The 11,666-nt window shown below is 73.0% G+C and carries 10 protein-coding genes and 1 pseudogene; 4 read left to right on the forward strand and 7 right to left on the reverse strand.

Annotated elements, in window-relative coordinates; genetic code table 11:
- The 4 genes and pseudogenes from ABZY57_RS23795 to ABZY57_RS23810 all read left to right on the forward strand — a co-directional run.
- A pseudogene (locus ABZY57_RS23795) lies at positions 1–314 on the forward strand (hypothetical protein); the annotation flags it as partial.
- A 2-nt stretch (positions 315–316) separates the two neighbouring features.
- Complete coding sequence (locus ABZY57_RS23800; protein WP_356515048.1) at positions 317–772, forward strand: ferritin-like domain-containing protein; 456 nt, start codon at positions 317–319, stop codon at positions 770–772.
- Between the two features lie 52 nt (positions 773–824).
- Positions 825–1,727 (forward strand): aminoglycoside phosphotransferase family protein, encoded by a 903-nt coding sequence (locus ABZY57_RS23805; RefSeq protein WP_356515049.1) that lies wholly within the window; start codon positions 825–827, stop codon positions 1,725–1,727.
- 43 nt (positions 1,728–1,770) lie between these two features.
- Positions 1,771–2,646 carry a slipin family protein gene (locus ABZY57_RS23810; RefSeq protein WP_356515051.1) on the forward strand — a complete coding sequence of 292 codons (876 nt, stop codon included), beginning with the start codon at positions 1,771–1,773 and terminating at the stop codon, positions 2,644–2,646.
- A 135-nt stretch (positions 2,647–2,781) separates the two neighbouring features.
- Here the strand turns inward: ABZY57_RS23810 and ABZY57_RS23815 are convergent, their stop codons facing one another.
- From ABZY57_RS23815 to ABZY57_RS23845, 7 genes are all read right to left on the reverse strand, one after another.
- Positions 2,782–4,485: a proline--tRNA ligase gene (locus ABZY57_RS23815; protein WP_356515053.1), complete on the reverse strand. Its 1,704-nt coding sequence runs from the start codon at positions 4,483–4,485 to the stop codon at positions 2,782–2,784.
- A gap of 82 nt (positions 4,486–4,567) precedes the next feature.
- Positions 4,568–5,137: a GNAT family N-acetyltransferase gene (locus tag ABZY57_RS23820; protein WP_356515084.1), complete on the reverse strand. Its 570-nt coding sequence runs from the start codon at positions 5,135–5,137 to the stop codon at positions 4,568–4,570.
- A gap of 89 nt (positions 5,138–5,226) precedes the next feature.
- A complete protein-coding gene (locus tag ABZY57_RS23825; RefSeq protein WP_356515055.1) occupies positions 5,227–6,072 on the reverse strand; it encodes a GNAT family N-acetyltransferase in 846 nt (281 codons plus the stop codon).
- Between the two features lie 256 nt (positions 6,073–6,328).
- Positions 6,329–7,486 carry a flavodoxin-dependent (E)-4-hydroxy-3-methylbut-2-enyl-diphosphate synthase gene (ispG, locus tag ABZY57_RS23830; protein WP_243337575.1) on the reverse strand — a complete coding sequence of 386 codons (1,158 nt, stop codon included), beginning with the start codon at positions 7,484–7,486 and terminating at the stop codon, positions 6,329–6,331.
- A 197-nt stretch (positions 7,487–7,683) separates the two neighbouring features.
- The gene (locus tag ABZY57_RS23835) at positions 7,684–8,985 is read right to left on the reverse strand and encodes a site-2 protease family protein (protein WP_356515057.1); all 1,302 of its coding nucleotides are present in this window, start codon (positions 8,983–8,985) and stop codon (positions 7,684–7,686) included.
- Positions 8,982–10,235, reverse strand: coding sequence for a 1-deoxy-D-xylulose-5-phosphate reductoisomerase (gene dxr, locus ABZY57_RS23840; protein ID WP_356515059.1), 1,254 nt, complete (start codon positions 10,233–10,235; stop codon positions 8,982–8,984). The genes ABZY57_RS23835 and dxr overlap by 4 nt, the downstream gene beginning before the upstream one ends.
- A 20-nt stretch (positions 10,236–10,255) precedes the next feature.
- On the reverse strand, positions 10,256–11,638 hold the full coding sequence (locus ABZY57_RS23845; protein ID WP_356515061.1) for a hypothetical protein: 1,383 nt from the start codon (positions 11,636–11,638) through the stop codon (positions 10,256–10,258).
- Positions 11,639–11,666: the final 28 nt, after the last annotated feature.

The following is an 11,666-nucleotide window of genomic DNA, read 5'->3' on the forward strand; positions in this document are numbered from 1 at the left end:
CCCCGCTCACACTCGTTCCCACCACGACCCTCTTCCGATCACCGGCCGCCTCGCCCGCCCGCACCGCCGCCCCGTCCTCCACCCCCCACCCGTCCGGCGCCGCGGCCGCAGCGCCGCCCGCTCCCGGGCCCGTACCGGTGCCACCCGCGCCCGCCGACGCGCTGACCGCCCTCGCGGACGCCGAGCGGAGCCTGGCCGAGGCCCGGACGATCTCCCTGGCCGGCGCCCCCGGCGAACTGGCCCGGATGCTCGCCTCGGTGGCGGCGTGCGGCCACGTGCACGCGTACCTGCTGACCTCGAACCCGGGAGCCTGATCGTGACCTCCACGCCCTCCCCCGCCGGCCAGATCCTGGAGGCCGCGCAGGCGGCGCTCGCCGCCGAGCACGCTGCCGCGTACGGCTACGGCGTGATCGGGGCCCGGGCCTCGGCCGCCCGCTCGGCCGAGGCCCGCGAGGCGTACGGCGGCCACCTCGCGCGCCGCGACGCGCTGGCCCGCACCGTGCGTGAGCTGGGCGGTTCCCCCCGCGCCTCGGAGGCGGCGTACACGCTGCCGTTCACCGTCCGCACGCCCGCCGACGCCGAGCGGCTGGCCGCCGGGATCGAGGACCGGGTGGCGGGCGCGTACTCCGATCTGGTGCGCGCCGCGGAGGGCCGGTTGCGCCGCGAGGCGGCTGACGCGCTCACCGCCGCGGCCGTGCGCGCGGCACGGTGGCGTGGTGTCGGCGTAGCCTTCCCTGGGCTCACGGAACGCGCGGACACACCGCGGACCTAGCGCGCAAGCATGCGCGACGAGCCCGGGCACAGCTGAAAGGGACCACGCACGCATGGCTTTCGAACCGCCGCAGCGGCTCGTACGGGCGCTCGGCGAGCTGCCGGAATCGGCGCACGTCTCGGACTGGCTGGGGCAGCTCCCCCGGCTGGCGCAGGACGCGCTGGCCCGGCGCGGGGTGGACGCCCAACGGGTGCAGGCCCCCGGCGGCCGCAGCAGCCTGGTCGTCCTCGTCCGGTACGCCGACGGGACCCCGGCCGCGCTGAAGCTGGCCCCGCCGGTGCTCCGGCCCGACCGTGAACTGGCCGCGCTGGCGCACTGGGGCGGCTTCGGGGCGGTACGGATCCTCGACACACGCCACCACGACGAGGACGGGGGGCTGCTGCTGGAGCGGCTGCACCCCGAGGTCTCGCTGCGCTCGCTGCCGGAGGCCAAAGCGCTGCTGGAGGCCTGCGGCACGCTGCGCAGACTGTGGGTGGCCCCGGCCCAGGGGCACGGCTGGGAGACGGTCGCCGAGCGGACCGCCGAGCAGGCCGAGGTGCTGCGCAAGGCTCCCCCGGAGACGGCGGAGCTGGCCTCGGCGGCGCTGGCGGCCCGTGAGGAGCTGACGGCGGCGCCGGCCGAGGAGCTGCTGCTGCACGGCAACTTCCGGCAGGGCAAGGTCCTCGCCGGCGAGCGGGCCCCGTGGCTGGCGGTGGGCCCGGACCCGATGGTCGGCGAGCGGGCCTACGACCTGGCACGGCTGGTACGGGACCGGCTGGAGGACCAGATGGCCTCCTCGGCGGGGGCCTCGGGCGCCCGGCGACGGGTGAACAAACTGGCCGACGCCCTGGAGGTGGACCGGGACCGGCTCCGGGGCTGGACGCTGTTCCGGGCGGTCGAGTCGGGCAACCGGGCGCTGGCCGCCGGGCGGCGGCGGGACGCGGAGCTGCTGCTGGAGTTCGCGGGCTGGTTGTAGGGCATACCGTAGGCAAGAGAGGTATGTCCGGCAGGGGGCCGTCATGGTCGAGGAACTGCTGACAGCGGCAATCGCCGCGGGCGTGGGCATCGCGGTCTACATGGGCGCGGCAGCGCGCGTGGTGAAGCAGTACGAGCGGGGCCTGGTCTTCCGCTTCGGGCGGCTGCGGGACGAGATCCGGACGCCCGGCTTCACCGTGATCGTGCCCGGCGTGGACCGGCTGCGGAAAGTGAACATGCAGATCGTGACGTTGCCGGTGCCGGCCCAGGAGGGCATCACCCGGGACAACGTCACGGTGCGCGTGGACGCGGTCGTGTACTTCAAGGTCGTCGACCCGGCGAACGCGGTCGTGGCCGTGGAGGACTACCGCTTCGCCGTCTCCCAGATGGCGCAGACGTCGCTCCGGTCGATCATCGGCAAATCCGACCTGGACGACCTGCTCTCCAACCGGGAGATGCTCAACCAGGGCCTGGAGCTGATGATCGACAGTCCGGCGGTGGGCTGGGGCGTCCAGATCGACCGGGTCGAGATCAAGGACGTGTCCCTGCCGGAGACGATGAAGCGGTCGATGGCCCGGCAGGCGGAGGCCGACCGTGAGCGGCGGGCGCGCGTCATCAACGCGGACGCGGAGCTCCAGGCCTCGCACAAGCTGGCCGAGGCGGCGGCGGTGATGTCGGACCAGCCTGCGGCGCTCCAGCTCCGCCTGCTCCAGACGGTCGTCGCCGTAGCCGCGGAGAAGAACTCCACCCTGGTCCTCCCCTTCCCGGTGGAGCTCCTCCGCTTCCTGGAACGCGCGGCCCCCTCGCCTCCGGCGGCGCCGGGCGAAGCCGAGGCCGTCACGGGGCCGCAGGCGCCTGAGGCCCCGGCCGTCGGCTCGTCCGTGAACGGCTCCCCGCCGCCGGACGAACTGCCGGGGTAGCCGCTGCGCGGGGCCTCCCCCCACCCCGCCCCTTCCCGAAAGGCACGGCTGAAGGATCAGCCTCGCCGGCGCGGGGTCCGGGGCGGAGCCCCGGGGAACGCTGGAAGGGCAGGGGACGGCCCCGCAGGGAGGGGGCTACGCGGACCCGGTCAGGCGGGCCAGGGCCTCTGCCAGGGGGAGTTCCTCGCGGGTGCCGGACCTGCGGTCCTGGAGCTCGACCACCTCATCGGCGGACCGGCGGCCCGCCACCAGGATCCACGGGACGCCGATCAGCTCCGCGTCGGTGAGCTTCACCCCGGGTGACAGGCCCGGCCGGTCGTCGAGGAGGACCCGGAGACCGGCCGCTGCCAGGGACTGCGCCGCCGACTCCGCGAGGGCGAGCGGCACCGCCTTGCCCGCCGCCACGACGTGGACGTCGGCCGGGGCGACGGCGGCGGGCCAGCACAGGCCCCGCTCGTCCGCCGTCTGCTCGGCCAGCGCGGCCACCGCGCGGGAGACGCCGATTCCGTACGAGCCCATCGTGACCCGGACCGGCTTGCCCTCCTTGCCGAGGACGTCGAGCCCGAACGCGTCGGCGTACTTCCGGCCGAGCTGGAAGATGTGCCCGATCTCGATGGCCCGGTCCAGGCGGAGCCCGGCGCCGCACGCGGGGCAGGGGTCGCCCTCCTCGACGACGACCACGTCCAGGTACTGGTCGACCTCGAAGTCGCGCCCGCAGACCACGTTCCGGGCGTGCGTATCGGCCTTGTTGGCGCCCGTCACCCAGGAAGTGCCCGGCGCGACGCGCGGGTCGGCGAGGTAGCGGACCTTCTCCAGGCCCTGCGGGCCCACGTAGCCGCGTACGAGGTCGGGCCGGCCGGTGAAGTCCTCGGCCGTCACCAGCTCCACGACCGCCGGGGCCAGGTGCTCGCCGAGCTTGCCCAGGTCGACCTCCCGGTCGCCCGGTACGCCGACGGCGGTGATCTCGCCGTCGACCTTCACCAGGAGGTTCTTCAGCGTCGCGGAGGCGGGGACGCCCAGGTGCGCCGCCAGGGTCTCGATGGTGGGGGTGTCGGGGGTCGGGATCTCCTCCAGCGGGCCGTGTTCCCCCTCGGCCGGGGTCAGGGCGAAGGTCACCGCTTCCGTGTTGGCCGCGTAGCCGCAGGAGGGGCAGTCCGCGAAGGTGTCCTCGCCGGCCGGGGCCGGTGCCAGGAACTCCTCCGACGCCGAGCCGCCCATCGCCCCCGAGACCGCCGACACCACCCGGTGGTCGAGCCCGAGCCGCTCGAAGATGCGTACGTAGGCCTCGCGGTGGAGCCGGTAGGACTCCGCCAGGCCCTCGTCGGACACGTCGAAGGAGTACGAGTCCTTCATCTGGAACTCGCGGCCGCGCAGGACGCCCGAGCGGGGCCGTGCCTCGTCCCGGTACTTGGTCTGGATCTGGTACAGCATGACCGGCAGGTCCTTGTAGGACGTGCACTGGTCCTTGACCACCAGGGTGAAGATCTCCTCGTGGGTGGGGCCGAGCAGGTAGTCCGCACCCTTGCGGTCCTTGAGCCGGAAGAGCAGGTCCCCGTACTCCGACCAGCGCCCGCTGACCTCGTACGGCTCCTTCGGCAGCAGCGCCGGGAGCAGCACTTCCTGCGCCCCGATCCCGTCCATCTCCTCGCGGACGATGCGCGAGACGTTGTCCAGGACCCGCTTGCCGAGCGGCAGCCAGCTCCACACCCCGGCGGAGCTGCGCCGGACGTAGCCGGCCCGGACCAGCAGGCGGTGGCTGAGGGTTTCCGCGTCGGCGGGGTCCTCGCGGAGGGTCTTGGCCATGAGGCGGGACATGCGCTGCACGTGTTGCGTTGACATGCCGGGAGGCTACCGGGGCCCGCGGGGGCCGCGGAAACGGTTTGGGGCCTCCTCGGGGTCCCGACGGCGGGGGTTGAGGGGTTCAGGGCCTGCGCAGCGGCAACGGGGCGCCCATGACGGCGTACGGGAGGCTCGCGCTCGGGAAGAAGACCTGGCGGGCGAGGTCCGTGTAGCCGAGGGAGCGGTAGAGCCCGCGGGCGGGGCTGTCGGTGTCGATCGCGGAGAGGATCGAGCGTTCCTCGGCGGCGGTGTCGGTGATCAGGGTGATGAGGGCGCGGCCGACGCCCTTGCCCTGGAACCCGGGGTGCACGTGGAGCTCGGTGATCACGAAGGAGCCGTCGAGCCAGCCCTCGTGTCCGCCGGTCCGCAGATAGGGCTCGACGATCGCGGACCACCAGTGGGAGCGGTCGTTGGGCATGCCGTAGACGAACCCGGCGAGCACCCCGTCCTCGGTGAAGGCGCCGAGCGCGCGGGCGCCGCGGCAGGTCATGTGGCGCTGGACGATGTAGCGCCGGATGCCGACCTCCTCCTCGCTGAGCCCGAAGGCCATGGCCTGCACGCGCAGGGCCTCGTCGACCCGGGCGGCGAGGTCGAGGGGCCCGATGCGCAGTCCGGCGGGCCGGCCGGGGTCGTCTCCCACGGGGGTTGGCATCATGCGGCGACCTTACTGGCCGACCGCGGAGTCGAACAGGAAGATCGGAACAGGACGCCCGCATCAGCGCCCCCGGAGCGGCGATGCGCTCAGAACAGCACGCTCATGAACGCGCCGACCTCGCGGAAGCCGACCCGGCGGTAGGAGGCGCGCGCGGCGGTGTTGAAGTCGTTGACGTAGAGGCTGACCACGGGGGCCACGTCCCGGAGCGCGTACGCGACGACGGCGGCCATGCCCGTCTCGGAGTGCCCGCGGCCGCGGAACTCGGGGGCCACCCAGACGCCCTGGATCTGGCAGGCGCGGGAGGTCGCGGCGCCGATCTCGGCCTTGAAGACGACCTTGCCGTCCTGGACGCGGGCGAAGGAACGGCCGCCGGCGACCAGTTCGGCGACCCGGGCCTGGTAGAGCAGGCCGCCGTCTCCGGTCATCGGGGAGATGCCGACCTCCTCGGTGAACATGGCCACGCAGGCGGGCATGATCAGGTCCATCTCGTCCTTGCGGATCCGGCGGACCCGGGGGTCGGCGGCCACCGTGGTGGACGGCTGCTCCATGACCATGAGCGGCTGGCAGGAGCGGACGTCGCGGGCCGGGCCCCAGCTCGGCTCCAGGAGCTGCCAGAGCAGCCCGGTGGCCTCGGCGGGGCCGACGATGGAGGAGCAGCGGCGGCCGGTGCGCCGGGCGCGGTCGGCGAAGGCCCGTACCGCGTCGGGTCCGGCGCAGACGGGCACCAGGTTGGCGCCGGCGTAGCAGAGCGAGCGGAGCTCGCCGTCGGCGTACCAGCCCCACATCTCGCCGCCCAGACGCCACGGGTCGAGCCCGGCGATCTGGACCCGGGAGGTGACGAAGGCGTTCTCGACCGGCTCGCGGCCGAGGATGTCGAGCGCGGCGTCAAGATCACTGGGCTCAAGGACCCGGGTGGTGGTCTGCGTCAACACTGGGGCCTCACCATGCAAGTCTGCTGATCTCCGCACTGTACCCGGACCTGCTCCGAGATGCCCCCGAGGTCCCTCGGGGGCCTCCCGGGCCGGTTCCGCCCCGGGGCGGGCCTGCCGGCGGGCCCCCGTGCCGAGGAGCGTCCGTGCCGAGGGATCCCCACCGGCGGGTGCGCACGCGGACGGGCCCGGGGCCGCACCTGCGGTCCCGGGCCCGTCGTCATGCCTGCTGTCGCGCCGCGCGGTTCGCCGCGGCGGGCTACACGCCGATGGCGACCGTCGGCTCGCCCGACATCACGCCGTCCTTCTCCATCTGCTCGGCGATCTTCATGGCCTCTTCGATGAGGGTCTCGACGATCTTCGACTCGGGGACGGTCTTGATGACCTCGCCCTTGACGAAGATCTGGCCCTTGCCGTTGCCGGAGGCGACGCCCAGGTCGGCCTCACGGGCCTCGCCGGGGCCGTTGACGACGCAGCCCATGACCGCGACGCGCAGCGGGACCTCCATGCCCTCCAGGCCCGCCGTGACCTCCTCGGCCAGCTTGTAGACGTCCACCTGCGCACGCCCGCAGGACGGGCAGGAGACGATCTCCAGGCGGCGCGGCTTGAGGTTCAGCGACTCCAGGATCTGGATGCCGACCTTGATCTCCTCCACCGGCGGGGCGGACAGCGAGACGCGGATCGTGTCGCCGATGCCCTCCGAGAGCAGGGCGCCGAAGGCGACGGCGGACTTGATCGTGCCCTGGAACGCCGGGCCGGCCTCGGTGACGCCGAGGTGCAGCGGGTAGGTGCACTGGGCGGCGAGCTGGCGGTAGGCGTTGACCATGACCACCGGGTCGTTGTGCTTGACCGAGATCTTGATGTCGCTGAAGCCGTGCTCCTCGAAGAGGGAGGCCTCCCACAGCGCGGACTCGACCAGCGCCTCGGGCGTGGCCTTGCCGTACTTCTTCAGCAGTCGCGCGTCCAGCGAGCCGGCGTTGACGCCGATCCGGATCGGGGTACCGGCGTCCTTGGCGGCGCGCGCGATCTCCTTGACCTTGTCGTCGAACTGCTTGATGTTGCCGGGGTTCACGCGGACGGCGGCGCAGCCGGCGTCGATCGCGGCGAACACGTACTTCGGCTGGAAGTGGATGTCGGCGATGACCGGGATGTTCGACTTCTTCGCGATCACGGCGAGCGCGTCGGCGTCGTCCTGCGTCGGGCAGGCCACGCGGACGATGTCGCAGCCGGAAGCGGTCAGCTCTGCGATCTGCTGGAGCGTCGCCCCGATGTCGGAGGTCCGGGTGGTGGTCATCGACTGCACGGAGATCTGTGCGTCGCCGCCGACGGCCACCGAGCCGACCTGGATCTTGCGGCTGACCCTGCGGTCGGCAAGCTTCGTCGGCACGGCCGGCATTCCGAGAGAGATGGCAGTCATCTGCTGTGCAACCCCAAGGTGTGGATATAGGCGCCGGGATCGGCGGGCTCCAACGTCCGAGATTACGCCAACCGGCACGCCACTCGCGCACCGCCGCCGCCGTGCCACTCGAACGTAGGGAGCCGGGCACGATGAGTGCCCGGCTCCGGATCGCCTGCTGTACGCAGGGGCCCTGCGGCGTCCCGCAGACCTTTCGGTCAGGTGATTTTAATGGGATTGACCACGTCCGCGGCCAGTACCAGCAGGGTGAAGCAGAGGAAAACTCCGGCCACCACGTACGCCGCGGGCATCAGCCTCGCCACGTCGAACGGGCCCGGGTCGGCACGCCGGAAGACCCGGGCGAAGGCCCGCCGCACCGACTCCCACAGGGCGCCCGCGATGTGCCCGCCGTCCAGCGGCAGCAGGGGCAGCATGTTGAACAGGAAGAGGGAGAGGTTGAACATGCCCAGGACGTTCAGCATGATCGAGATCCGCTGCTCGCTCGGGATGTCCAGGGTCGCGATCTCGCCGTTGATCCGGGCCGCGCCGACGATGCCCATCGGGGAGTCGGCCTCCCGCTCGGCTCCGTTGAAGACGGAGTTCCACAGCGCCGGGATCTTGCCCGGGAGCTGGGCCAGGCCCTGCACGCTGCTCTCGACGACCTCGCCGACCCGGTCCGCGGACTGGCCGAAGCTGAGCGGGGCGATCACGGACTTCGGGCCGACGCCGAGATAGCCGGCCGACACGAACTCGCCCTTGACGTAGCCGCCGTGGCCGTCGGTCCTGCCCACCCGGTTCTCCACGAGGTTCGCGTGGAGCTCGATCTTCTGCCCGTCGCGCAGGACGGTGAGGGTGGCCGGTCCGATGGTGGCGCGGATCTTCTTCTGGAGGGTGTCCCAGTCCTCGATCCGCGCGCCCTGGAAGGCCACGATCTCGTCGCCGACCTTCAGGCCGGCGGCCTTGCCGGGGGCCGCCGGGTCGCCCGCCTTGCAGACGTCGCGGTTCTCGCTCTGCTTGATGACGCACTCGGAGACGGTCTGGACCCGGGTGGTCGTCTGCTGCACCCCGAAGGTCATCCACACGCCGAAGAAGATCGCCATCGCCAGGACCAGGTTCATGAACGGTCCCGCGAACATCACGATGACGCGCTTCCACGGCTTGCGCGTGTAGAAGAGCCGCGATTCGTCGCCCGGCTGCAGCTCCTCGTACGCCGCCGAGCGCGCGTCCTCGATCATCGAGCGGAACGGCGACGTGGAGCGGGCGGTGACCTTGCCGTCCTCGCCCGGGGGGAACATCCCGATCATGCGGATGTAGCCGCCCATCGGGATGGCCTTGAGCCCGTACTCGGTGTCGCCCTTCTTGCGCGACCAGATGGTCCGGCCGAAGCCGACCATGTACTGGGGCACGCGGATGCCGAAGAGCTTGGCCGTGGAGAGGTGGCCGAGCTCGTGCCAGGCGATCGAGAAGAGCAGCCCGACCACGAAGACGAGCACGCCGGCCAAGGTGAGCAGTACGGTCATGCGCGCGCCTCCACGGCGGCCCGTGCCGCCATCTCCTGTGCCCGGGCCCTGGCCCAGGTCTCCGCTTCAAGGACGTCCGCGACCGTGAGGGAAGTTCCCCTCGCGGGGGTTCCGTGCTCATCGACCACGGCAGAGACCGTATCCATGATTGCTGTGAACGGCAGCCGACCGGCCAGGAAGGCCTCTACGCACTCCTCGTTCGCCGCGTTGAAAACGGCGGGTGCGGTACCGCCCAGGGCGCCGACGTGCCGGGCCAGGCCCACCGCCGGGAAGGCCTCGGTGTCCAGCGGGAAGAACTCCCACGTGGACGCCTTGGTCCAGTCGAAGGCGGTGGAGGCGTCCGGGACCCGCTGGGGCCAGCCGAGGCCGATCGCGATCGGGCCGCGCATGTCCGGCGGGGTGGCCTGGGCCAGCGTCGAGCCGTCCGTGAACTCCACCATGGAGTGCACGTACGACTGCGGGTGGACCACGACCTCGATCCGCTCGAAGGGGATGTCGTAGAGCAGGTGCGCCTCGATGACCTCGAGGCCCTTGTTGACCAGGGTCGCCGAGTTGACGGTGATCACCGGGCCCATCGCCCAGGTCGGGTGGGCCAGTGCGTCTTCGACCGTGACCGAGGCCAGCTCGGCACGGGTGCGGCCGCGGAAGGGCCCGCCGGAGGCGGTGACCACGAGCTTGCGGACCTCGGCGCGGGTGCCCGCGGCGAGGGCCTGGAAGAGAGCCGCGTGCTCGGAGTCGACCGGGATGATCTGGCCGGGCTTCGCCAGGGCCTTCACCAGCGGGCCGCCGACGATCAGCGACTCCTTGTTGGCGAGGGCCAGTGTCCGCCCGGCCTCCAGCGCGGCGAGGGTGGGCGCGAGGCCGATGGAACCGGTGATGCCGTTGAGCACGGTGTGGCACTCGGAGGCGGCGAGCTCGGTCGCCGCGTCCGGTCCGGCGAGGATCTCGGGCAGCGGCTCACCGGCGCCGTACTCGGCGTCCAGCGCCTCCTTGAGGGCCGGTACGACGTCTTCGCGCGCGACGGCCACGGTCTTCACGCGCAGCAGCCGGGCCTGCTCGGCCAGCAGCGCGACCCGGCCGCCGGCGGCGGACAGGGCCGTGACCCGGAAGCGGTCCGGGTGGCGCAGGGCGAGGTCGATGGCCTGGGTCCCGATGGACCCGGTGGAGCCGAGGATGACGATGTCCCGACGGCCGGCCGCGGGGTCGAAGAGGACGTGCGGATCGGCAAGGGGGGATGGGCGGTCGCTCATGGACCCATTGTTGCCGCAACTCAGGGGCGCCCCGACACTGAGCCCCCTTCCGTGACCCGAAGGAGAAGGTGCGGGAGCGTCCCGGCGAAATCCGGGAGGGTGCTGGCCACCCGCCACCAGGCGTCGGGATCGGAGCCGAGGGCCAGCGCGAACAGCCGGTCGGCCTCGGCGCGCGCGGCGATCACCGGGGCGTGAGGTTCGTGCCGGTCGGGGTGGTCCACCTCGCCCAGCCAGTGGTCCTCGTCCAGGGCCCAGCAGGCGGGCGCCTTGTGCCGGATCACGTCCTCGCCGGTGAGCAGCCCGCGGGCGAGGCAGTCGCGCACCCACCGGACGTCCTCCTGGACGGACTCCATGGGCACCGCCAGGCTCGCCAGGGCCAGTTCGCGGTCCACGCCCGCGACGGGCTCGGCGGCCGCGGGCGCCACGGAGCGCACCGCCTCGGCGAGCCCGGGGACCGGTGGCCCTCCGGCGGGCTCCAGCAGGGTGCCGCGCACGATCCGGGCCACCAGGACCGGCAGGGTGCCGGGGAAACCGGGGGCGTGGCGCAGCAGCTCGGCCCAGAGCCGGGAGTCGTCGCGCAGGGGGCGCAGCGCCCGGGCGACGGCGGTGCGCATCCCGGTCCGCTCGGGCAGGCTCCAGCGCAGGCCGCGGGCCCCGGCCAGGTCGGTGAGCAGCAGGGTGCGGTGCGCGGGGGCCACGTGGGCGACGAGTTCCTCGTGCGTGACGCGGCCCATCCGCACGGCGCGGACGGCGGGCCGGTGCCAGGAGCGCGTCCGAGCCGCCGCCGTGGCGAGCAGCCCGTGGACGGTCTCCCGGGGCAGGTCCTCGACGAGCAGCAGGGCTTCGACGGAGCCGGCCGGCAGCGGCCGGCGGAGGTGTTCGGCGAGCAGCAGCTCCGGGTCCGGGCGGTGGCTCAGCGCCAGGATGTCCAGCGGGACCCGGGGCCCGCGCCGGCCGTGCCGTCGGAGCAGGCCGATGAGCTCGGCCGCGGTGAGCGGCCCCTCGCCGACGTCGCGACCCAGCTCGGCGCGGAGCACGGGCAGGAGTTCCGGCGGGGTCCGGCGGCGGGCGTACCGGGCGGGCCCGGGCAGGCCGGGCAGCGGCCGGCCCACGACGCGGGGATTGCGGGCGACGTAGGTCCGGTCGGCCGCGCCTCCGTGGCGGAGCAGGAGGGTGACGGTCGAGGCCGCCAGCCATTCGTCCCGGCACAGGTACTTGAAGGCGGGCTCGTCGAGCCGGCCGATCATGTCCGTGACGACGTGGTCCGGTGCGTGGCGCAGCACGTGCGCCACGCACCAGGCCAGCCGTCGGCTGGTGCGGTCTTCCTCGGCCGTCGGCATCGTTCTCGTCCGCCTCGCGCTGTGCTCGTACGCGTACCCGTACTCGTACTCATCTTCGTACATCTGTCCGATGTCCGGCGATGATTGCAGG

Origin of the sequence: Streptomyces sp. NPDC006450 (genome assembly GCF_040612195.1) — a bacterium.
Taxonomy (GTDB): Bacteria; Actinomycetota; Actinomycetes; order Streptomycetales; family Streptomycetaceae; genus Streptomyces.